Source organism: Microbacterium martis (assembly GCF_047246685.1).
Classification (GTDB): domain Bacteria; phylum Actinomycetota; class Actinomycetes; order Actinomycetales; family Microbacteriaceae; genus Microbacterium.
Genome location: NZ_JBFOKT010000001.1, coordinates 1,293,539 through 1,315,979 on the forward strand (window position 1 = coordinate 1,293,539; position 22,441 = coordinate 1,315,979).

At 70.3% G+C, this 22,441-nt stretch carries 17 protein-coding genes; 7 read left to right on the forward strand and 10 right to left on the reverse strand.

All coding sequences use genetic code 11. The features are described from left to right. Positions 1-53: 53 nt before the first annotated feature. Both AB3M90_RS06250 and AB3M90_RS06255 read left to right on the forward strand, forming a co-directional pair. The gene (locus AB3M90_RS06250; RefSeq protein WP_412950682.1) at positions 54-1,262 is read left to right on the forward strand and encodes a thiolase family protein; all 1,209 of its coding nucleotides are present in this window, start codon (positions 54-56) and stop codon (positions 1,260-1,262) included. An 8-nt stretch (positions 1,263-1,270) separates the two neighbouring features. Then, the gene (locus tag AB3M90_RS06255) at positions 1,271-3,430 is read left to right on the forward strand and encodes a 3-hydroxyacyl-CoA dehydrogenase NAD-binding domain-containing protein (RefSeq protein WP_412951235.1); all 2,160 of its coding nucleotides are present in this window, start codon (positions 1,271-1,273) and stop codon (positions 3,428-3,430) included. A gap of 69 nt (positions 3,431-3,499) precedes the next feature. Here the strand turns inward: AB3M90_RS06255 and AB3M90_RS06260 are convergent, their stop codons facing one another. From AB3M90_RS06260 to AB3M90_RS06270, 3 genes are read right to left on the reverse strand one after another with little or no spacing between them, the layout of a single operon-like run. Next, the gene (locus tag AB3M90_RS06260; protein WP_412950683.1) at positions 3,500-5,131 is read right to left on the reverse strand and encodes a GMC oxidoreductase; all 1,632 of its coding nucleotides are present in this window, start codon (positions 5,129-5,131) and stop codon (positions 3,500-3,502) included. Continuing rightward, positions 5,118-6,032: a YegS/Rv2252/BmrU family lipid kinase gene (locus AB3M90_RS06265; RefSeq protein ID WP_412950686.1), complete on the reverse strand. Its 915-nt coding sequence runs from the start codon at positions 6,030-6,032 to the stop codon at positions 5,118-5,120. The genes AB3M90_RS06260 and AB3M90_RS06265 overlap by 14 nt, the downstream gene beginning before the upstream one ends. Continuing rightward, on the reverse strand, positions 6,033-7,667 hold the full coding sequence (locus AB3M90_RS06270) for an FAD-binding oxidoreductase (RefSeq protein ID WP_412950689.1): 1,635 nt from the start codon (positions 7,665-7,667) through the stop codon (positions 6,033-6,035). 20 nt (positions 7,668-7,687) lie between these two features. On the opposite strand from AB3M90_RS06270, the gene AB3M90_RS06275 reads away from it, so the two are divergent. Together AB3M90_RS06275 and AB3M90_RS06280 are read left to right on the forward strand one after the other, a co-directional pair. Next, entirely contained in the window at positions 7,688-8,266 is a 579-nt protein-coding gene (locus AB3M90_RS06275) for a TetR/AcrR family transcriptional regulator (protein ID WP_412950692.1), read from the forward strand. After that, the gene (locus AB3M90_RS06280; protein WP_412950695.1) at positions 8,263-9,732 is read left to right on the forward strand and encodes a glycerol-3-phosphate dehydrogenase/oxidase; all 1,470 of its coding nucleotides are present in this window, start codon (positions 8,263-8,265) and stop codon (positions 9,730-9,732) included. The genes AB3M90_RS06275 and AB3M90_RS06280 overlap by 4 nt, the downstream gene beginning before the upstream one ends. 62 nt (positions 9,733-9,794) lie before the next feature. Here AB3M90_RS06280 and dxs read toward each other — a convergent pair whose 3' ends face one another. The 5 genes from dxs to dut form a co-directional block, all read right to left on the reverse strand. Next, on the reverse strand, positions 9,795-11,735 hold the full coding sequence (dxs, locus tag AB3M90_RS06285; RefSeq protein ID WP_412950697.1) for a 1-deoxy-D-xylulose-5-phosphate synthase: 1,941 nt from the start codon (positions 11,733-11,735) through the stop codon (positions 9,795-9,797). Between the two features lie 155 nt (positions 11,736-11,890). Then, positions 11,891-14,728: an aconitate hydratase gene (locus AB3M90_RS06290; RefSeq protein ID WP_412950698.1), complete on the reverse strand. Its 2,838-nt coding sequence runs from the start codon at positions 14,726-14,728 to the stop codon at positions 11,891-11,893. A 153-nt stretch (positions 14,729-14,881) separates the two neighbouring features. Continuing rightward, positions 14,882-15,616 (reverse strand): DUF3159 domain-containing protein, encoded by a 735-nt coding sequence (locus AB3M90_RS06295; RefSeq protein ID WP_412950699.1) that lies wholly within the window; start codon positions 15,614-15,616, stop codon positions 14,882-14,884. Next, the gene (locus tag AB3M90_RS06300) at positions 15,613-16,200 is read right to left on the reverse strand and encodes a DUF3710 domain-containing protein (RefSeq protein ID WP_412950700.1); all 588 of its coding nucleotides are present in this window, start codon (positions 16,198-16,200) and stop codon (positions 15,613-15,615) included. Before AB3M90_RS06300 ends, AB3M90_RS06295 begins: the two co-directional genes overlap by 4 nt. Beyond that, the gene (dut, locus tag AB3M90_RS06305; RefSeq protein ID WP_412950701.1) at positions 16,200-16,667 is read right to left on the reverse strand and encodes a dUTP diphosphatase; all 468 of its coding nucleotides are present in this window, start codon (positions 16,665-16,667) and stop codon (positions 16,200-16,202) included. The genes AB3M90_RS06300 and dut overlap by 1 nt, the downstream gene beginning before the upstream one ends. A 12-nt stretch (positions 16,668-16,679) precedes the next feature. On the opposite strand from dut, the gene AB3M90_RS06310 reads away from it, so the two are divergent. Beyond that, positions 16,680-17,144, forward strand: a complete 465-nt coding sequence (locus tag AB3M90_RS06310) for a DUF3093 family protein (protein WP_412951237.1) — start codon at positions 16,680-16,682, stop codon at positions 17,142-17,144. A 117-nt stretch (positions 17,145-17,261) separates the two neighbouring features. Here AB3M90_RS06310 and AB3M90_RS06315 read toward each other — a convergent pair whose 3' ends face one another. Further along, on the reverse strand, positions 17,262-17,555 hold the full coding sequence (locus AB3M90_RS06315; protein WP_045264923.1) for a DUF4193 domain-containing protein: 294 nt from the start codon (positions 17,553-17,555) through the stop codon (positions 17,262-17,264). A gap of 199 nt (positions 17,556-17,754) precedes the next feature. Between AB3M90_RS06315 and sepH the strand changes: the two genes are divergently transcribed. Then, complete coding sequence (sepH, locus tag AB3M90_RS06320; RefSeq protein WP_412950702.1) at positions 17,755-18,795, forward strand: septation protein SepH; 1,041 nt, start codon at positions 17,755-17,757, stop codon at positions 18,793-18,795. A 24-nt stretch (positions 18,796-18,819) separates the two neighbouring features. Here the strand turns inward: sepH and AB3M90_RS06325 are convergent, their stop codons facing one another. Beyond that, positions 18,820-19,941 carry an alkaline phosphatase family protein gene (locus AB3M90_RS06325; protein ID WP_412950703.1) on the reverse strand — a complete coding sequence of 374 codons (1,122 nt, stop codon included), beginning with the start codon at positions 19,939-19,941 and terminating at the stop codon, positions 18,820-18,822. Positions 19,942-19,985: 44 nt separating this feature from the next. Between AB3M90_RS06325 and AB3M90_RS06330 the strand changes: the two genes are divergently transcribed. Continuing rightward, positions 19,986-22,427, forward strand: a complete 2,442-nt coding sequence (locus tag AB3M90_RS06330) for a DNA gyrase/topoisomerase IV subunit A (RefSeq protein WP_412950704.1) — start codon at positions 19,986-19,988, stop codon at positions 22,425-22,427. The last annotated feature ends 14 nt before the right edge of the window (positions 22,428-22,441 follow it).

Sequence of the window (22,441 nt, forward strand, 5' to 3'; positions counted from 1 at the left end):
CCCCGTTTCCGGCGATTCCTAGACTGAGGGCACCGCACAAAACTGGAGGCAGAGTGGCCGAGATCTCGGACGTCTTCTTCGTCGATGGAGTGCGCACCCCGTTCGGGCGCGCCGGCGAAAAGGGCATGTACTGGAACACCCGTGCTGATGACCTCGCCGTGAAGGCGACCATCGGCCTGATGGAGCGCAACGCGGCGGTCCCCGCCGACCGCATCGACGATGTCGCGATCGCCGCGACCAGCCAGACCGGCGACCAGGGACTCACTCTGGGCCGCTCGGTGGCGATCCTCGCCGGACTCCCGCAGACGGTCCCCGGCCTCGCGGTCGAGCGCATGTGCGCCGGAGCGATGACGAGCGTCACCACCATGGGCGCCTCGATCGGCGTCGGCATGTACGACCTCGCCCTCGCCGGCGGCGTCGAGCACATGGGCCACCACCCCATCGGCGGCAACGCCGACCCCAACCCGCGCTTCGTGGCCGAGAAGATGGTCGACCCCGGCGCCCTCAACATGGGCGTGACGGCCGAGCGGATCTTCGACCGGTTCCCGCATCTGACCAAGGAGCGCTCGGACCGCTTCGGGATGCTGAGCCAGCACAAGGTGCAGGCGGCGTACGACGCCGGCAAGATCCAGCCCGACCTGGTTCCGGTGGCCATCAAGGGCGCCGACGGCGCCTGGGGCCTCGCCACGGAAGACGAAGGTCGCCGCCCGCAGACGACGATGGAGGACCTCGCTGCCCTGAAGACGCCGTTCCGCCCGCACGGGCGCGTGACGGCGGGCACCTCGTCCCCGCTCACCGACGGAGCGACGATGTCGCTGCTCGCCGGGGGCGCGGCGGTGAAGGAGTTCGGCCTCGCACCGAAGATGCGCATGGTCTCCTTCGCGTTCGCGGGCGTGCAGCCCGAGATCATGGGCATCGGCCCGATCCCATCGACCGAGAAGGCCCTCCGGCGAGCGGGGCTCGACATTTCCGACATCGGACTGTTCGAGCTCAACGAGGCGTTCGCCATCCAGGTCATCTCCCTGCTCGACCACTTCGGCATCGCCGACGACGACCCCCGGGTGAACCAGTGGGGCGGTGCGATCGCGTTCGGTCACCCACTCGCGGCATCGGGCGTGCGCCTCATGATCCAGCTCGCGGCGCAGTTCGCCGAGCGACCCGACGTCCGCTACGGCCTCACGGCCATGTGCGTCGGCCTGGGTCAGGGCGGGTCGGTCATCTGGGAGAACCCGCACTACGACGGCAAGAAGCGGAAGAAGTGAGCGCGCACGTGACGAACTACGACGACATCGACTTCTCGCCCATCCAGGCCCTCACCGAGGGGGAGGTCGTCACCCACTCCCCCGTGCGCGACATCCGCCTCGCCTCGGGCAAGGTGCTGGCGCTGATCACCCTCGACAACGGTCGCGACCACAACCGGCCCAACACGCTGGGACCGGCCACGCTCACCGAGCTGGGCGAGACGCTCGACACGCTGAAGGCGCGCGCCGCGTCAGGCGAGATCCAGGCGGTCGGCATCACCGGCAAGCAGTACATCCTCGCCGCCGGCGCCGACCTCTCCGACATCAGCAGGGTCGGATCCCGCGACAACGCACGACTCATCGCGCAGCTGGGGCACAAGGTGCTCGGCCGGCTCAGCGATCTGGGTGTCCCGTCCTTCGCGTTCGTCAACGGGCTCGCGCTCGGCGGCGGCCTGGAGATCGCGTTGAACTCGACGTACCGGACGGTCGATGCCTCGGCGGCCGCGGTCGCCCTCCCTGAGGTCTTCCTCGGCATCATCCCCGGCTGGGGTGGCGCCTACCTGCTGCCGAACCTCATCGGCATCGAGAACGCCCTCGAGGTCGTCATCTCGAACCCGCTGAAGCAGAACCGGATGCTGAAGCCCCAGCAGGCGTTCGACCTCGGCATCTTCGACGCCATCTTCCCCGCGGCGAACTACCTCGAGAACTCGCTCGCCTGGGCCGACGCGGTGCTCGGCGGCAAGAAGGTCGAGCGGCGCAACGAGCCGGGCAGGATCGAGCGTCTCACCAAGTGGCCCATCGCGATCAAGATGGCCCGCGGCATGCTCGAGTCGAAGATCGGCACGGTCCCGAAGTCGCCGTACGCCGCACTCGACCTGCTCGACAAGGCGAAGAGCGGCACGAAGGCGGAGGGCTTCGCCCGGGAGGACGAGGCGCTCGCCGACCTCGTCACCGGAGATCAGTTCGCGGCATCCATGTACGCGTTCGACCTCGTGCAGAAGCGCGCGAAGCGCCCCGTCGGCGCGCCGGACAAGGCGCTCGCGAAGAAGGTCACCAAGGTCGGCATCATCGGCGCCGGGCTCATGGCCAGCCAGTTCGCACTGCTGTTCGTGCGCAAGCTGCAGGTGCCGGTGCTGATCACCGACCTCGACCAGGCGCGCGTCGATAAGGGCGTCGCCTACATCCACGAGGAGATCGGCAAGCTCGAGGCCAAGGGGCGTCTCGACGCCGACACGGCGAACAAGCTGCGCGCGCTGGTCACCGGCACCACCGACAAGAGCCTCTACGCGGACTGCGACTTCGTCATCGAGGCGGTGTTCGAGGAGGTCGGCGTCAAGCAGCAAGTGTTCGGCGAGATCGAGCAGATCGTCGCCGAAGACGCGATCCTCGCCACCAACACCTCGTCGCTGTCGGTCGAGGAGATCGGCGCGAAGCTCGCCCACCCCGAGCGTCTCGTGGGATTCCACTTCTTCAACCCGGTCGCGGTGATGCCGCTGATCGAGATCGTGAAGACACCGGCCACAGCGGATGCTGCGCTCGCCACCGCGTTCGTCGTCGCCAAGAACCTCGGCAAGAACGCGGTGCTGACCGCCGACGCCCCGGGATTCGTGGTCAACCGACTGCTCGCCAAGGTGATGGGCGAAGCCGCACGCGCAGTGTACGAGGGCACTCCCATCGCCGACGTCGAAAAGGCCTTCGCTCCGCTCGGCCTGCCGATGGGGCCGTTCCAGCTGATCGACCTGGTCGGCTGGAAGGTCGCCGCCCACGTGCAGGACACGATGGTGTCGGCCTTCCCGGACCGCTTCTACGCCAACGAGAACTTCCATGCCCTCGCCGAGCTCGACGCGGTCGTGGAGAAGGACAAGGGCGGACGCGTCACCGGTTGGACGAAGCAGGCCGAGAAGCTGCTCCGACCCGCCGTCGGGAACGCCCCGGCCTCGGCGTCGACGATCCTGCAGCGCGTGCAGGACGGCCTGGCGACGGAGATCAGACTGATGCTCGACGAGGGCGTCGTGCCGGAGGTGGAAGACATCGACCTCTGCCTCATCCTCGGCGCGGGCTGGCCTTTCATCGACGGTGGCGCCTCGCCGTACCTCGATCGCGAGGGCGCCTCGGAGCGGGCCTTCGGTGGCTCGTTCCACACCCCGCAGATCCGCGGCATCGACGGAGCATCCACCCCCGGTCGGTGAGCGAGCGAAGCGAGACGAAACGCCCCAGCGGTTCCCGGGCGTTTCGTCTCGGTCGCTCCGCTCGCTCGCTCAACGACCGGGGTGCTGCTCCGGTCTCTTGTCGGCCTCTCCGGCGCGCGGCCAGTGCGCCAGGGCCCGCTCCGCGAGAGCGGTGATCGTGAGCGAGGGATTCACGCCGGGGTTCGCGGGTACCGCCGCGCTGTCGACCACGTGGAGCCCGGGGTGGCCCCAGACGCGATGGTAGGCGTCGACGACGCCGTCGGCCGGAGTGGCCGAGATCACCGCCCCGCCGAGGAAGTGGGCGGTCAGCGGAATGCCGAAGACCTCCGGCCACGAGCCGCGGGCCTCGGCCGCGACACCGCCCTCGCTCTCGATCCGTGCGGCGATGGCGCGGGCGGCACGGTGCGCCTGCGGAAGATGACTCGGATTCGGCTCACCGTGGCCCTGGGCGCTGGTCATCGTCAGTCGACCCCACCTCCGCCGCAGCGAGAGCGTGAGCGAGTTGTCGGCCGTCTGCATCACGAGGGCGATGATGCCGCGCTCGCTCCACCGGCGCAGCGAGCCGATGCGCGCCTGTCGGAGCGGCGCCCGCACGATGCGCGAGACGACTGCCGCAAGTCGACCGGCGAGCGGGCGATCACCCGGAACCATCACGCTGGCGAGCGCTCCCATCAGGTTCGAACCCGGACCGTAGCGGACGTTCTCGACGTGCGTCCGCTCATCGACGTGGAACGATGTGGTGATCGCCACGCCGCGCGCGAGCGCCAGCGACTCCGGCACCCGCGTCGCGACCGCGCCGTCGAGCGCCTCGGAGTTGGTGCGCGTGAGCCGGCCGACCGCCTCCGAGATCCGGGGCAGCGCACCCGAGTGCTTCATGCGGTGCAGCAGCTGCTGGGTGCCCCAGGTTCCGGCGGCGAGGATCACCTGCTCGGCGGTGATGGTGCGCCGGTCGCGCCGGAACCAGGCCCCGCTGCGCCGGGTCGTGACGGAGAACCCTCCGCGCCGGAGCTCGCGCACCTCCGTCACCGTGCGCAGCGGCTCGATGCGGGCGCCGCGTCGTTCGGCCAGTGCCAGGTAGTTCTTCATCAGGGTGTTCTTCGCCCCGACGCGGCATCCGACCATGCAATTGCCGCAGAGCGTGCAACCGGTGCGTTCCGGACCCTCGCCGCCGAAGAAGGGATCCGCGACCCGCTCGCCGGGCTTTCCAAACCAAACGCCGACCGGCGCGCGACGGAACGAGTCCGCCACGCCGAGGTCGTCCGCGGCTCCGGCCATGATCCGTTCGACCGGCCCATCGTGCGGGTAGTGCTCGACGACGCCCAGCATCCGTTTCGCCGTGGCGTAGTGCGGAGCCAGTTCGACTTCCCAGTCGGCCATGTCGGCCCACTGCGGGTCGCGGAAGAACGCCTCGCCGGGCTGGTAGAGCGTGTTGGCGTAGTTCAGCGACCCGCCGCCCACTCCGGCGCCGGCGAGGATCATGACGTGCGGCAGTCGATGGATGCGCTGCACGCCGAAGCACCCGAGCGCAGGGGCCCACAGGTATCGGCGCACGTTCCAGCTGGTCTTCGCGAAATCCTGGTCCTCGAAGCGCCGCCCCGCCTCGACGACTCGCACGCGGTAGCCCTTCTCGACCAGACGGAGGGCGGCGACCGAACCGCCGAAGCCCGAGCCGACGACCACCACGTCCTCATCGAACCTCATGAGCGCCCCCATCCATCGGGGTCATCACGGTCAGCGCACCGGGGCGCACCGAGATCGTGCACTCGTCTTCGCCGAGGCGCTCTCCGTCGGCGTAGACGACGAGGCCGGGAGCGCTGACCGTGACGGTGCGCGCGCGGCGGTGCGTGACCTCACGACGAGCCAGATGGCGACCGGTCAGCAGCAGGGGGAAGAGGCGCAGCAGTCGCAGACGGCCCAGTCTCGACACCTCGACGAGATCGAGCATCCCGTCGTCGGGCACCGCCCCGGCGCACACCGGCATGCCCCCGCCGTAGCTGGCGGTGTTGCCGACGGCGACGAGCGTGCCCAGCCCGGTTTCCGCCACTCCGCCGTCGACGGCGACCGTGAATCGCAGCGCGCGGAGGCGCACGAGTTCGATGACCACCGCGAGGTAGTACCGCAGCGCACCGTGCGGCCAGCGGAGGCGGTTGGTGCGATCGCTCACCCGTGCGTCGAACCCGAGCGCCGCGACGGTGAGGAATCCCGCGGTGCGGTCGCGGGTTCTGACCTCGCCCACGTCGATCACCCGCGCCGCACCGGTGAGGGCGAGCTCGGCCGCCGCCGCGGCGTCACGGCGCGGAAGTCCGAGGGCGCGGGCGAGGTCGTTGCCGGTTCCGGCGGCGACCAGGGCGATCGGAGCTCCTGCGGCGCAAACCGGATCGAGGATCGTCGACAGGGTGCCGTCGCCGCCGACGATGACGAGCACGTCCGGGTGCTCGTGAAGGGCTCGCACGACGAGCGATCGCGACGCCTCCGCCGAGTCGCCGGTGAAGACCCGCACCTCGGCGCCGCGCGATCGCAGATGGGCGACGGCCTGGGCGGTCGCGTCGCGACCGCGCCCCTTGCCCGCGAGCGGATTCGACAGCAGCGCGATGTGTCCCACTCAGTCGGTCCTCTCCCGTGGAGCCTCGTCGCCGATGACGGCCCCCGGATTCATGATGCCGTGCGGATCGAGTTCGCGCTTGATCGCACGCAGCACGCGGATGCCGGTCGCGCCGACCTCCTGGCTCAGCCACGGCGCGTGGTCGCGCCCGACACCGTGATGGTGGCTGATCGTGCCGCCGGAGGCGATGATGGCGTCGTTCACCCGCGCCTTGATCGGCTCCCAGGTCGCCAGCGGGCCTGATCGGATGCCGGCGAGCACGGTGAAGTACAGCGACGCGCCCGTCGGGTAGATGTGCGACACGTGGCACATCACGGAGCACTTCGCGTCGGCGGCCGCGAAGCCGTCGCGGAGGGCGATGTCGACGGCGGTGCGCAGCCGTTCGAGGTTCGACCACGTCGTGGCGGTCTCGAGCGTCTCGCAGAACACTCCCGCCTCGAGCAGGGAATCGCGCAGATACGGGCCGTCGAAGCGACCCTTCATCCATTCCTCGGCTCCCCCGGCGCCGGACGAGGTGCCGCCCGCGGCAGCGAGCAGAGCGGCGGTGCGCTCCCGTCGCTCCTCGATGCGCTCGCCCTCGAAGACCGTGACGGCCGCAGCGCCCTTGGCCAGCGCCTTGCCGATCCGCCCCACCTGGGCGAGGCTGACGGCCGTCTCCGCCTCATCGGAGAGACGGATCACCGTGGGTCCGTCTCCGCTCTGCGCGACGGCGCGAAGGGCCTCGATCCCGCTGGTGAAGTCGGCGAACGTCCACGACTCGAACAGGCGATCGTGCGGGACCGGATGCACGCGCACCCGCACCTCGGTGATCACGCCGAAGATGCCCTCAGAGCCGAGGAAGAGGCGGGTGAGGTCGGGGCCCGCCGCGGATCCCGGGGCACGGCCGAGGTCGAGCTCGCCGGTCGGGGTGGCGACCCTCATCCCCGTCACCAGGGCGTCGAAGCGGCCGTATCCGGCGGAGTTCTGACCCGATGACCGGGCCGCCGCGAACCCGCCGATCGTGGCATAGCGAAAGCTCTGCGGGTAATGACCGAGTTCGAAGCCCTGCGCCGCCAGCAGCTCCTCCGCCTCGGGGCCCGACGTCCCGGCGGCGAGCGTGGCCTGCCCGCTGACCGGGTCGAGGTCGATGAGTCCCGAAAGCCGGCGCAGGTCGAGGCTGATCACCGCGCGATGCGACCCGCGTTCCGGGTCGAGTGCACCGACCACGCTGGTGCCACCGCCGAAGGGGATCACGGCGACGCCTCGCGCCGCGGCGACCGCGAGGCAGGCGCTCACCTCGTCGTGGGTGCTCGGCCGGATCACGGCATCCGGCACGACCTGGCGCTCCCTCCGGCGGCGGAGGAGGTCGGGTGTCGAGCGTCCACCGGCGTGACGGATGCGTGACTCGATCGTCGAATCGACCGCCTCCTCGCCGATGGCGCTCGCGAAGCTCGCGCGGTCGTCGACGGTGAAGGCGCTCTCCGAGACGCGCACATCGTCGAGCTCTATCGCGGGGGCGGGCCGCCGCAGTCGGCCGAGCAGCAGCGGGAGGAGCGCCCTGACCGCGAGCGGCAGCTCGCGCGCCCGCGTCGGATCGCCCCATCCGTTCCATCGCATCGGTGCGTCCGCGGCACCTCTGCCGCTCTCGTGATCCATGCGTTACAGTGTGACAGATCATGGAAGAACGTCAACCATCGTGGGATCCCACGCAGTCGCGTGTGCTCGATGCCGCAGACGTGCTCATCAGCCGCCGCGGCGTGCACGACGTGACGATCGCCGAACTCGCTCGGCGGTCCGGCCTCAGCCGGCCGACGATCTACCGCAGTTGGAGCGACGCCGATGACGTCGTCCGATCCGCGCTGCTCCGACGGGTCGCGGGTCTCATCGCGCAGTTCCCCGCTCCCGCGCAGACCAGAGCGACCCTCGTCGACGATGTGCTCCGATTCACGACGATGTTCCGCACCGACGCGGTCTACGGCCGTCTGCTGGCCGACGAGCCGGAGGCCTTCGCGCGCTACACGCTGCAGCGCGTGGGCTCCAGCCAGCGACTGATCCTCGCCTGGCTCGCGCAGGCGATCACCGCCGCCCAGGCCGACGGATCGGTCCGCGCGGGCGCACCGCAGGAGATCGCGGTGATGCTCCTGCTCATCACGCAGTCCGCGGTGATCTCCCACAGCACGGTCGCCGACCTCATCGACGAGGCCGCGTGGGAGCGCGAGCTGAGGGCGGCTCTGGACGGGCATCTGCGGGCATGATCGACGCATCGCCCGACCTCGATCCGCGCCGGCGTCGGCGTGACCTCGAACGAGCCGCCGTCGAGACGAGCGACGTGCTGGTCGTCGGCGGGGGGATCACCGGCGTCGGAGTCGCGCTCGACGCCGCGTCGCGGGGTCTGAGCGTGACGCTCGTCGAAGCCGAAGACCTCGCCTTCGGAACCAGCCGCTTCAGCTCCAAGCTCGTGCACGGCGGTCTGCGCTACCTCGCCACCGGCGACGTGGCCACCGCCCGGGAGAGCGCGATCGAACGGCACCTGCTGATGACCGTCATCGCACCGCACCTCATTCGCCCTCTCCCCCAGCTTCTGCCGTTCCTCCCGGGCGTCAGTCTGCGACAGCGAGGCGCCGGCGCCGTCGGCATGGTTCTGGGCGATCTGCTCCGCATGCAGGCGCGCACGCCGCGCTCGAGCCTGCCGGCACCGCATCCCGTCTCCGCGCGGACCGCGAAACGGCTGTTCCCGGCGCTCGCCGACGACCGGCTGCGCGGCGGGATGGTGTCCTACGACGGGCAGCTGGTCGACGACGCACGACTGGTCGTGACCGTCGCCCGCACCGCCGCCTCGCGGGGAGCACGCATCCTCACCCGCGTGCGTGCCGAGGCGCTGCGCGGCGATGGTGCGGTCGTGAGCGACGTGCTGACGGGCGAGCGTTTCGAGATCCGCTCGCGCAGCGTCATCAACGCGACCGGCGTCTGGGCCGGACAGCTCGATGAGACCATCGCCGTGCGTCCGAGCCGGGGAACGCACATCGTGCTCGACGCCGACGACCTCGGCTCGCCGTCGGCGGCACTCACCGTCCCGCACGAAGGATCCATCAGCCGATACGTCTTCGCGCTCCCGCAGCGACTCGGCCGCGTGATCGTCGGTCTCACCGACGAAGCCGCACCCGGGCCCGTTCCGCGCGTCGCCGAGGCGACCGAGCCTGAGATCGCCTTCCTGCTCGCCACGCTCAACAGGGTCGTCACGGCGCCCATCCGTCGGGCGCAGGTGCGGGGAGCGTTCGCCGGCCTGCGTCCCCTCGTCGACAACGGAGCGGATGCGACGGCCGACGTCTCGCGCCGTCACCTCGTGTCGCTGTCCGACGGCGGGTTCGTGACCGTGCTCGGCGGCAAGCTCACCACCTACCGGCGCATGGCCGAGGATGCCGTGGAGCTGGCGGTGCGCTCGCGCGCGCTCGCGTCGGGCCCGAGCCGCACGTCGTCCCTCCGCCTGATCGACGACGACCCGGCCGCACGCGCTGCCCTCCCGGATGCGGAGGCCCCGGTCGCGCCGGGCCTCGCCGTCACGCGCGGGCGCATCGAGTTCGCCGTGCGGGCGGAAGGCGCGATGACGGTCGACGACGTGCTGGACCGCCGAACCAGGATCGGACTCGTCGACGACGACCGGGAACGAAGCCGCGCGGCCGTCGCATCGATCGTCTCCCGGGTGCTGGACGAATTCGACTGACGGGTCTGCGCGGCCCCCCGACGGACTCTCGCCCGCGTCACGGACACCCAGCCGTTCGCGCGTCAGCTCCGCTCGTGAAGCGGCAGGTCGATCGCGCCGGTCGTCCCCGCATCGCGGGCCACGGGAACCCTCGTTCCGAGCACCTGCGAGACGACGTCCTGTGCGATCTTCGGAGCGGTGAGGCCGGCGTCGGCGAGGATCTGGTCGCGCGAGGCGTGGTCGATGAACTCGTCGGGCAGGCCCAGTTCGTCGACCGCGGTGTCGATGCCCGCTTCGCGGAGGACCTGGCGGACACGGGTTCCGATGCCTCCGACCCGGATGCCGTCTTCGAGCGTGATCACCAGGCGGTGACGCGCGGCCAGGGCGACGACCGAGGGCTGGACCGGGATGGCCCACCGCGGGTCGACGACGGTGGCACCGATCCCCTGCGCCCGCAGGCGTGCCGCGACGTCGAGGGCGAGGCCCGCGAAGGGTCCGATCGCGACGATGAGCACGTCCTCCGACTCGCCGCGCGCGAGCACGTCGACCCCGTCGTGCAGTCGCTCCAGCGCGGGCACGTCGTCGGCGAGTTCGCCCTTGGGGAAGCGGATGACGGTCGGCGCATCGTCGACGTCGATCGCCTCGTCGAGGGCTTCGGTCAGGCGTGCCGCGTCGCGAGGCGCCGCGATGCGGATGTGCGGCACGATCTGCAGCATCGCGAGATCCCACATGCCGTGGTGGCTGGCCCCGTCGGGCCCGGTGACCCCGGCGCGGTCGAGCACGAAGGTCACGCCTGCGCGGTGCAGCGCGACGTCCATCAGCACCTGGTCGAAGGCGCGGCCCATGAACGTGGCGTACAGCGCCACCACGGGGTGCAGTCCCCCGAAGGCGAGACCGGCGGCGGACGCGACAGCGTGCTGCTCGGCGATGCCGACGTCGTACACGCGCTCCGGGAATCGCTCGGCGAACGGCGCGAGCCCTGTCGGGCGCAGCATGGCCGCGGTCATGGCGATCACATCGGGGCGGCGTTCGCCGACCGAGACCAGCGCGTCGGAGAAGACATCGGTCCAGCCGCGTCCGCCCGAAGAGAGCGTCTCCCCCGTGGACGGATCGATGCGGCCGACGGCGTGGAACTGATCGGCCTCGTCGTCGCGGGCGGGCTGATATCCCCGACCCTTCTCGGTGATCGCGTGAACGATCACCGGTGCGCCGTAGGTCTTCGCCAGCTCGAGGGTCTCGAGCAGTGCCGGCAGATCGTGACCGTCGACCGGGCCGAGGTACTTGATGTCGAGGTTCGAGTACAGCGCCTCGTTGTTGGTGAAGCGCGAGAGGAACCCGTGGGTGCCGCCCCGGACGCCGCGGAACACCGCACGTCCGACCGGGCCGAGGGCGCGGAAGAGGCGGTCGGATCGCTTGTGCAGGTCTTTGTACGCCGCGGCGGTGCGCACCCGGTTGAGGAACCGCGACATGCCGCCGATCGTCGGCGCGTACGAGCGGCCGTTGTCGTTGACGACGATGACGAGGTTGCGGTCGTTGTCGTCGGAGATGTTGTTCAGCGCCTCCCAGGTCATGCCGCCGGTGAGGGCGCCGTCGCCGACGACGGCGACGACGTGCCGGTCGCTGCGCCCGGTCGCCGTCAGCGCACGCGACACCCCGTCGGCCCAGCTCAGCGAGCTCGATGCGTGCGACGACTCCACGACGTCGTGCGGGCTCTCACTGCGCTGCGGATATCCGGCCAGACCGCCGCGCAGGCGGAGCCCGGAGAAGTCCTGGCGTCCGGTCAGCAGCTTGTGCACGTAGGACTGATGCCCGGTGTCGAAGATGAACGGGTCGTCGGGCGACGAGAAGACCCGATGCAGGGCGATCGTCAGCTCCACCACGCCGAGGTTCGGGCCGAGGTGACCGCCGGTGCGAGAGACGTTCTCGACCAGGAAGGCGCGGATCTCCTCCGCGAGCTCCTCGAGCTGATCGGTGGACAGGGCGTCCAGGTCACGGGGTCCTGAGATGCTCGGAAGAATCGGCATCTGCACCTCCTCGCAGGCTCCGTCGGGGCGCGCGATCCGGGTCGCGCGCCGTCTCGATCCTACCCCGGCCCGTCGGGAAAGCGCCGAGAGCGCCGGGCCCCTTGACACGCCGAAGGGGGTCCGGTTCACGGAACCGGACCCCCTTCGCGATGCTCTCAGACGAGCGACCGCAGCACGTACTGCAGGATGCCGCCGTTGCGGTAGTAGTCGGCCTCACCGGGGGTGTCGATGCGGACGACCGCGTCGAACTCCACGGTCTGCTTGCCCTCGGGCGAGTGCTCGCTGGGGGCGGCGGTGACGTGGACGGTCTTCGGCGTCACGCCGTTGTTCAGCTCCTCCAGCCCGGTGATCGACACGATCTCCGTGCCGTCGAGGCCCAGCGACTCCCAGCTCTCGCCGGCCGGGAACTGCAGCGGGACGACGCCCATGCCGATGAGGTTCGAGCGGTGGATGCGCTCGAAGCTCTCGGTGATGACGGCCTTCACGCCCAGCAGGCTCGTGCCCTTGGCCGCCCAGTCGCGCGACGAACCGGAGCCGTACTCCTTGCCGCCGAAGATGACCAGCGGCGTTCCCTGCTCCTGGTAGTTCATGCTCGCGTCGTAGATGTACGACTGCGGGCCGTCCGGCTGCGTGAAGTCGCGGGTGTAGCCGCCCTCCACGACCTGGCCGTCGTTGACCGCTGAGACCATGAGGTTCTTCAGGCGGATGTTGGCGAACGTTCCGCGGATCATCACCTCGTGGTTGCCGCGGCGCGAGCCGAAGGAGTTGAAGTCCTTGCGGTCGACGCCGTGCTCCGTCAGGTACTGCGCCGCGGGCGTGCCGGGCTTGATGTTGCCCGCCGGGGAGATGTGGTCGGTCGTGACCGAGTCGCCGAGCGTGGCCATGACGCGGGCGCCCTCGATGTCCTTCACCGGGGTGAGCTCCATGGTCATCCCGTCGAAGTACGGCGCCTTGCGGACGTAGGTCGAGTCCTCGTCCCACTGGAAGATCGCATCGTCCGGGGTGGGAAGACTGCGCCAGCGCTCGTCGCCGTCGAACACGGTGGCGTACTGCTTGATGAACTGGTCGCGGGAGATCGACGAGTCGACGATCTCCTGCACCTCGTCCGGGGTGGGCCAGATGTCCTTGAGGAACACGTCGTTGCCCTCGGGGTCGGTGCCGAGAGCGTCGGTGTCGAAGTCGAAGTGCATCGATCCGGCCAGCGCGTAGGCGATCACCAGCGGCGGGCTCGCGAGGTAGTTCATCTTCACGTCGGGGCTGATGCGCCCCTCGAAGTTGCGGTTGCCGGAGAGCACGGCGGTGACGGCGAGGTCGTGCGAGTTGATCGCCTCGGAGACCTCCTCGATCAGGGGGCCGGAGTTGCCGATGCAGATCGTGCAGCCGTAGCCGACCGTGTAGAAGCCGAGGCCCTCGAGGTCTTTGTCGAGGCCGGACTTCTCGTAGTAGTCGGTGACGACCTTCGACCCCGGGCCGAGCGTGGTCTTCACCCACGGCTTCTGCTTCAGGCCCTTCTCGCGTGCCTTGCGCGCCACGAGACCGGCGGCGATCATGACCGACGGGTTCGAGGTGTTGGTGCACGAGGTGATCGCCGCAAGCGTGACCGCGCCGTTGTCGAGGATGTACTTCTCCCCCTCGGGCGTGGTGACCGGAACGGGCTTCGAGGCGTTGGTCGGCGCACCGCTGTTGATGTGCACCGGACGCGTGGTCCGCGGCTCCTCCTCACCGGGGACGGCGCCCGGGTCGGACGCCGGGAAGGAGTGCTTCGACTCGAGGTCGACGACGTCGTCCGAGGTGGAGGCGGTGGCGTAGGCGAGGATGTCCTGCTCGAACTGCGCCTTGGCCTCGGAGAGCAGGATGCGGTCCTGCGGACGCTTCGGCCCGGCGATCGAGGGGACGACCGTGCCGAGGTCGAGCTCCAGGTACTCGCTGAAGACGGGCTCGTGGGACGGGTCGTGCCAGAGCTTCTGCTCCTTGGCGTACGCCTCGACCAGGGCCACCGCCTCGTCGCTGCGTCCGGTGAGACGGAGGTAGTCGAGGGTCACGTCGTCGATCGGGAAGATGGCCGCGGTCGAGCCGAACTCGGGCGACATGTTGCCGATGGTCGCGCGGTTGGCCAGGGGGACGGATGCGACGCCCTCGCCGTAGAACTCCACGAACTTGCCGACGACGCCGTGCTGACGCAACAGGTCGGTGATGGTGAGCACGACGTCGGTCGCGGTCACTCCTGCGGGGATCTCGCCCGAGAGCTTGAAGCCGACGACGCGCGGGATGAGCATCGACACGGGCTGGCCCAGCATCGCGGCCTCGGCCTCGATGCCGCCGACGCCCCAGCCGAGCACGCCGAGGCCGTTGACCATCGTCGTGTGCGAGTCGGTGCCGACGCAGGTGTCGGGGTAGGCGCGGAGCACGCCGTCGACGGTGCGGTCGTAGATGACCTTCGCCAGGTGCTCGATGTTCACCTGATGCACGATGCCGGTTCCCGGCGGGACGACCTTGAAGTCGCTGAAGGCCGTCTGGCCCCAGCGCAGGAATTGGTAGCGCTCGCCGTTGCGCTCGTACTCGATCTCGACGTTGCGCTCGAGCGCGTTCTCCGAGCCGAAGAGGTCGGCGATGACCGAGTGGTCGATGACCATCTCGGCGGGCGACAGCGGGTTGATCCTGTTGGCGTCTCCACCGAGCGCCGTCACGGCCTCGCGCATGGTGGCGAGGTCGACGATGCAGGGCACGCCGGTGAAGTCCTGCATGACCACGCGGGCGGGCGTGAACTGGATCTCGGTGTTCGGCTCGGCCGCGGCATCCCACGACCCGAGCGCCTCGATCTGCGCCTTCGTGACGTTCGCGCCGTCTTCGGTGCGCAGCAGGTTCTCGAGGAGCACCTTGAGACTGAACGGGAGCTTGTCGAAACCGGGCACCGTGTCGATGCGGAAGATCTCGTAGTCGGTGCTGCCGACCGTCAGGGTGCTCTGGGCACCGAAGCTGTTCACCGTGGACACGAATCCGTCTCCTTCTATTCGGATGGGAGCGACAGGCGCCTCCATCTTGCTCGCCGCTGAGCCCCTGCGGCTAGCAAGGTGGTCCTAACCAGTCTGCGCCGCGCAGGTCATCGGCGAAAGCCTGCGATTTATCTTGATGTCGAGATAAATCTATCACGCCTCGGCGGGGCCGTCGTGCGCGGCCTCCCGCGGATACAGCGCCCGGACGACGAGCCAGGTGACCGCGATGAGCGGAGCGAAGAGCGGCAGACCCATGATGAGCTTCAGCGTGCCGAGAGCGGTGACCTCGTCGGCGAGATACAGCGGCAGCTGCACGGCGAGACGCGCGAAGAAGAGCGCGGCCCAGGCGATCCCCAGCCACCGGAAGGCGCGCCGCTTGCGGCGATCGTTCCGCCACGCCGTCCCCTCCCCCATCAGGAACCCGGCCGCCAGGCCGATCAGCGACCAGCCGATCAGTGCCGACACGAGCAGGACCGTGCCGTAGGCGGCGTTGGTGATGAGACCGGGCACGAAGTTGTCGGCACCACGACCGGTCCACAGCGCCAGCGCGGCTGCCGCACCCGCCGCGACGAGGCCGCCGATGGCGGCGGACGGCGGCGACTTCTGCAGCAGACGGATGACGGTGAAAACCGCCGCTAGTCCGACCGAGACACCCAGCGACAGGATGAGCGGCTCGGGGCTGATCGTGAACAGCACGACGAACGCCAGGCTCGGGAGGACCGACTCGAGGATGCCGCGCCAGCCGCCGATGGCCGACCAGACGACCGTCTGCGTGCTCGCGCCTTGCGCAGGGTCGATGCCCGCACGACGAGCCGCGCCGCCGAGCGCGGCACCGAAGACGTCGGATGCGCTCTGCTCGCGCTCCTCGCCGGGGCCGGGCGCGGTCACGCCGATCCCGGCGTGGCCGGCATCTTCAGCGGGATCAGATCGCGCGGTGGCATCGGCGCGCCACCCCGGACGACCACGATCGAGCGGAACAGGTCTTCGACCTTCGCGGCCGCCTCGGGGTCGGATGCACCGGCTCCGCCGATCACTCCGCGGAGGAACCAACGCGGTCCATCGATGCCGATGAAGCGTGCGAGGCGGAGTCCGGAACCCTCGCTCGCCGGCGCCGGCACCTCGGCGAGCAGCTCCTTGCCCAGAGCACCCTCGCGCTCCTCGACACGCCCGCCCTGCGCCTTCACCTGGTCGCGCAGCTGCACGCGGGTCTCGTCCCAGAGCCCGCCGGACCGCGGTGCGGCGAACGGCTGCACCTGGAGCGAGGAGTCGGCGTAGTCGAGTCCGACCGCGACGATGCGCTTGGACTGCTCCTCCACCTCCAGCCGCAGGTTCAGGCCCTCCCGCGGCAGGATCTTGATCCCGCCGAGATCGATGTACGGCCGGACCGGGTTCGCCTCGGAGTCGTCGAAGGGGCCCTCGGTCGCCCGGTTCTCGGGCGCCGACTTCGTGGGAGTCGCGTTGTCGTCAGTCATCAGCCTCGTCCTGCTCCGTCCTGGTGGACACCTGCCTGGTATCCGGTGGATCCGAATCCTCCGTCGCCGCGCACGCTCTCCGGCAGCTCTTCGACCGGGATGAACGTGGCTCGTGTCACGGGCATGACGATCAGCTGCGCGATGCGGTCGCCGACGGCCACATCGTACGCGCTGTGGATATCGGTGTTGATCAGACTCACCTTGATCTCGCCCCGATAGCCGGCGTCGACCGTGCCGGGTGCGTTGACGATCGAGATGCCGTGCTTCGCGGCGAGGCCGCTGCGCGGCACGACGAAGGCCGCGTACCCGTCCGGCAGCGCGATGCGCACCCCGGTCGGGACGAGGGCGCGCTCACCCGGGGCGAGATGCACGGCTTCGGCTGCGACGAGGTCGGCTCCGGCATCCCCGGGGTGGGCGTATCCCGGGAGCGCAGCGGCGATAATGGGCACATCAACGGAATCGATCACCCCATGAGGCTAATGCAGAACACCGTCGCCGACGCACGTCCGCTCTACCGCGAGCGACTGGCCCCGAGCCTGTGGCTGCTGGTGACCGTCGCCCTCGCGGGCCCGATGGTCTCGTTGATCTTCGTGCCGGTCGGCTCGACGATCGCGCTCGTCATCGGCGCGGTCGTGTCGGCCGCCCTGGTGACGGCGTTCATCGTGGCCACTCCGGTCGTCGCCGTCGCGGGCGGAGTCCTTCGGGCAGGTCGCGCGCACATCGACGTCCGCTTCCTCGGCGAGCCGATCGCCCTCACCGGAGAGGATGCGCGGCAGGCCCGCGGTCCCGGTCTCCCCGCCCGCGGCTGGCATCTCATCCGCGGCGGGATCGACGGGATCGTGGTCGTCCCCGACGTCGATCCCGACGACCCCGTCACCGCGTGGACCATCTCGACGCGCACGCCCGACCGCCTCGCCGCCGCCATCCGCGCCGCCCGCTCGTGATTCGCTCGTGACCCGCTCCTGACTCGCGACTCAGCGAAGGCGGGAACGGGAAAGAGGTCGGGAACGACAAACGCGCCCCGGACCGAGGTCGGGGGCGCGCGTCTCGTTCGGATGCGCTCAGGCGGCGCACTCCTTGCAGATGGGTCCGGATGCGCCCTCGTGGTCGAGCTGCGAGCGGTGCTTCACCAGGAAGCAGCTCATGCAGGTGAACTCGTCCTGCTGCGCGGGCAGCACGACGACATCGAGCTCGAGGTCGGAGAGGTCGGCACCGGGCAGGTCGAAGCTCGAGGGGTTGTCGGAGTCCTCGTCGCCGCTGGCGCCGGACAGCTTGTCCGGCACACGCTCCTTGAGGGCTTCGATCGACTCGGAGTCGTCTTCACTCTTTCGGGGCGCGTCGTAATCGGTTGCCATGGGGTTAGATCTCCACTTTCATGGTGCGAGTGGGTGGTGCGCCGTCGGGTAATCGGCGGCCATAGTTTGCATGACCGGATCGCTTTTCGCAAATGCGGGTCCGTGCGTCTGGACAAACTCACGGCGCGCCCAGGGTATTCCCGCTCCCGGCGCCTACCGCGTGACACCATGAACGCACACCCACCAGAGGGGCATTCGCATGGAAAACGTCACCATCGTCGGCACAGAAGCAGGGGTTCTCGTCCTCGCTACCGAGTCGGGCGAGCGCTTCGCGCTGCCCATCGACGACGTGCTGCAGCGCGAGATCCGGCGCGCGACGCGCCAGGCCGATCCCACCGCCCAGAGGCTCGCGGCGAGCCCCCGCGACATCCAGGCGCAGATCCGCGCCGGCCTGACGGCGGCCGAGGTCGCCGAACTGCTCGGCATCAGCATCGACGACGTCGTGCGCTTCGAAGGACCGGTGCTCGCCGAGCGCGAGCACATCATCGGTCAGGCTCTCGCCGTCCCCGTGCTCATCGGCAGCGAGGTGGAGCCCGACGCCCAACCCACCTTCGGCGCCGCGGTCCGCGACAAGCTCGCCGAGGTCGCAGCCACGGCCGAGCGCTGGGCCAGTTGGAAGGAGGAATCGGGCTGGGTCGTCAAGCTGGAGTTCACCGCCAACGACGTCGACCACGATGCACGCTGGAGCTTCGACCCGCGACGCAGTTCCCTCTCGCCGTTGAACGCCGATGCGACGCAGCTGTCGCGCCAGGGATCGCTGCCCGAAGGCCTGATCCCGCGTCTGCGCGCCGTCGACCACGAGCGCACGGCGTCGCCGTACAAGGACGACAGCCGATTCGACTCCGGCGCGTTCGGCCCGCGCCTGGTGCCGACCCCCGAGACCACCGAGGAACCGGGGGGCCCGGAGCGCTCGAACGCCGCGGCGCAGGATGCCGCGATCAACCGAGCGCCCGAGTCGCAGACGACGAACCCCGAGACCGCCGACCTGCTCGAGGCGCTCCGTCGGCGTCGCGGACAGCGCGAGACGGCGCCGGTGCTCCCTGACGAGACCGACGACCACTCGGAGCAGCATCCGATCGCGCTCTTCGACGCCTTCGACCAGGGCGACGAACCCGACGCGCCGGAGCCGGCTCCGCAGCCGTCGTCGAACGACTCCGCCGACGGCAACGCCCGTCGGCGGCGCCGCAATGCCATGCCGTCGTGGGACGAGATCGTCTTCGGCGCCCGCACCGACGAGTAGACGGCCGACTGCGCGCGACCTCGGTCAGCGAGCGAAGGCGCCGAGCCGGAGCAGCGGCACGAGGCGCTCCTCCGGCGTGAGAGCTCCATGCTGGCCGACCATCCCCCGGCTGCGTTGATCGGCGGCGGTGCCGTCGTAGACCGCGTTCGCGCCGCGGGACGCCACCATCAGATCGCCCATGCGGGAGGCCGCGGCCGGCGTCACCGTGGGCCCGAAGAGGCCCCGGGCGATCGCCTCCTGTCGATCGACGACGTCGGCCACGCCCGCGAGATCGCGGCGCCAGCGGGCGCCGATCTCGGCGCCGTCGGCCTCCGGTGCGAGGTACACGTGCAGCATCCGCGGCTCGCCGCCCAGATGTCGCACGCCGACGAGGTGCCGCTCGTCGAGCACGGCCTGCCGGTTGACCGGGACATCGACCATCCCGTGATCCGAGGTGACGAGCACGCCGACGCCGGCGGGCACGTGCGTCGCGAGCGCCGCGTCGATCTCTTCGAGCGCCGCCACCCACTCGGCCGAGTCGATGCCGTGCCGGTGGCCCGCTTTGTCGACCTCCGGCAGATAGCAGTACACCAGCGATCCCGGATGCTGCCGCGCGAGGTCGTACGCCGTCTCGACGCGCGTCGCCGGAGTCGCCGCGGCGACGAACTCGGCGCCGCGGAGCGTCGCCCGGGTGAACCCGCTCTGCGCATAGGCGGCCACCCCGACGGCGAAGCTCTCGTGCCCGAGGGCGCCTGCGCGCTCGAAGACCGTGGTGGCGGGCTGCCAGGTCAGGGGGTCGAGGCCGTCGGACTCCCAGCCGCTGAGCTGATTGACCAGGCGGTCGCGCTCGGCGTCGAGAACCCGGTAGCCGACGAGACCGTGCTCGCCCGGGCCCACTCCGGTGAGGATGCTCGTCAACGCGGCCGCGGTCGTCGACGGGAACACCGATCGCGCCACATCTCGCTTGGTCATGCCGCTCGTCAGCGCACGGGCGTGTCCGGCGTGCGACCGCAACGAGATCGCCCCCAGACCGTCGACGACGACGAGCACGACCGACGAGGCCCGTGGCAGGGCATCGGCATCGCCGCGGAGCGCGGCGAGCAGGTCGTCCGCCACCCCGACGAGGCTCCGGGTGCTCGGCGACTCGGACGGTAGCATGAGGGACATCCGAGCCAGTCTGACACAGGCTCCTCTACGCCCTCAGGAAGTCCATGCCGAAAACCCCGCCGCCCGAGTCCGTCGCGGAACGCATCCAGGACATCGACCTCTCCAGCGAGATGCAGGGCTCGTTCCTCGAGTACGCGTACTCGGTCATCTACTCGCGCGCGCTGCCCGATGCCCGCGACGGATTAAAGCCGGTGCAACGCCGCATCCTGTATCAGATGGCAGAGATGGGGCTCCGACCCGATCGCGGGCACGTCAAGAGCGCCCGCGTCGTCGGCGAGGTCATGGGAAAGCTCCACCCTCACGGCGACTCCGCCATCTACGACGCCCTGGTGCGCCTGGCTCAGGATTTCGCCCTGCGGGTGCCCCTCGTCGACGGCCACGGAAACTTCGGCTCGCTCGACGACGGTCCGGCGGCCGCCCGATACACCGAGGCCCGTCTGGCGGCGGCTGCGCTCGCCCTGACCGAGAACCTCGACGAGGACGTCGTCGACTTCATCCCGAACTACGACGGTCAGTTCCAGCAGCCCGCCGTGCTGCCGGCGGCGTTCCCGAACCTCCTCGTGAACGGCGCCAGCGGGATCGCGGTCGGGATGGCGACCAACATGGCGCCCCACAACCTCATCGAGGTCGTCGCCGCGGCCACCCATCTGCTCGAGAACCCCGAGGCGTCCACCGAGGAGCTGATGGAGTTCGTGCCGGGCCCGGACTTCCCGTCCGGCGGCATCCTCATGGGCCTCGACGGCGTGAAGGACGCCTACACCAACGGCCGCGGCGCCCTGAAGGTCCGCGGCAGGGTGTCGGTCGAGCCGCTCGGCCCGCGCCGCACCGGCATCATCGTCTCCGAGCTGCCGTACATGGTCGGGCCGGAGCGGCTGATCGAGAAGATCCGCGACGCCGTGCAGTCGAAGAAGCTGCAGGGCATCAGCGACGTGACCGATCTCACGGATCGCAACCACGGCCTCCGCGTCGCGATCGGCGTGAAGACCGGATTCGACCCGAACGCCGTGCTCGAGCAGCTGTACCGCCTGACGCCGCTCGAGGACTCGTTCAGCATCAACAACGTCGCCCTCGTCGACGGTCAGCCGCGCACGCTCGGACTGAAGGAGATGCTCAGCGTCTACGTCGGTCACCGGCTCGAGGTGATCACCCGGCGCAGCCGCTACCGCCTGGCGCGTCGCGAGGAGCGCCTGCACCTGGTCGAGGGCCTCCTCATCGCGATCCTCGACATCGATGAGGTCATCCAGGTCATCCGCTCGTCGGACGACTCGGAGCAGGCGCGCACCCGACTGCGATCCGTGTTCGATCTGAGCGAGCTGCAGGCGGAGTACATCCTCGAGTTGCGCCTCCGACGACTCACGAAGTTCTCCCGCATCGAGCTCGAGGCCGAGCGCGATGCGCTGCTCGCCGACATCGCGACCCTGCGCGAGCTCCTGGCCAGCCCCGTACTGCTGCGCGCCGCCGTCGCGCGCGAGCTCGACGCGGCCGCCGATGCCTACGGCACCCCGCGCCGCACCCTGCTGATGAACGCCGCACCACCGAAGCCGCGCGCGACCAAGGGCTCGGCCGACCTGCAGATCGCCGACTCGCCGACGGTGCTCGTCCTGTCCACGACGGGCCGCGCGGTTCGCGTCGACCTGGGCGAGGGGCAGGAGCTCAGTGCCCCGGCCCGACGCAGCAAGCACGACGCGGTCCTCGCCACCGTCGAGACGACGGTGCGCGCCGAGATCGGGGCCCTCACCAGCGCCGGCCGTGTCGTGCGGTTCTCGCCCGTCGACCTGCCGTCGGTCCCCGCCTCCTCGGTACAGCTCGCCGCGGGCACGCCGTTGCGCGACTACCTCGGCATTCCCGCCAAGAGCGAGCGCATCGTGGGCTTCGTGCGCTTCGACAGCGAGACGCCGATCGCGCTGGGCACGGCCCAGGGCACGGTCAAGCGCATCGTCCCGGCATCGCTCCCGGTCCGGCCCGAGCTCGAGGTGATCGGGATGAAGCCCGGCGACGCGGTGGTCGGCGCCGCCGACGCGCCCGACGACGCCGAGCTCGTCTTCGTGACCTCCGACGCGCAGCTGCTGCACTTCGCGGCATCCGCCGTCAGGCCGCAGGGCGCCCCCGCGGGCGGGATGGCGGGCATCAAGCTCGGGGCCGGGTCGTCGGTGCTGTTCTTCGGCGTGGTGGGCTCGGGAGCCGATGCCGTCGTCGCGACCGTCTCGGGCGGCGACAGCGCGCTTCCCGGGACCGATCCCGGCCGGGCGAAGGTCTCCTCGTTCGCGGAGTATCCCGGCAAGGGCCGCGCCACCGGCGGCGTACGGGCGCACGCCTTCCTCAAGGGCGAGGACCGGCTCACGGTCGCCTGGGTGGGACCGAACCCCGCCCTGGCCGTCGACCCGACCGGCGCGGTGCGCAAGCTCCCCGAAGCCGGGGCGCGACGCGATGCCTCGGGACAGGCGATCGACGGCGTCATCGGCAGCATCGGCCGCACGATCGTCTGAGGCGGCGCCGGCCG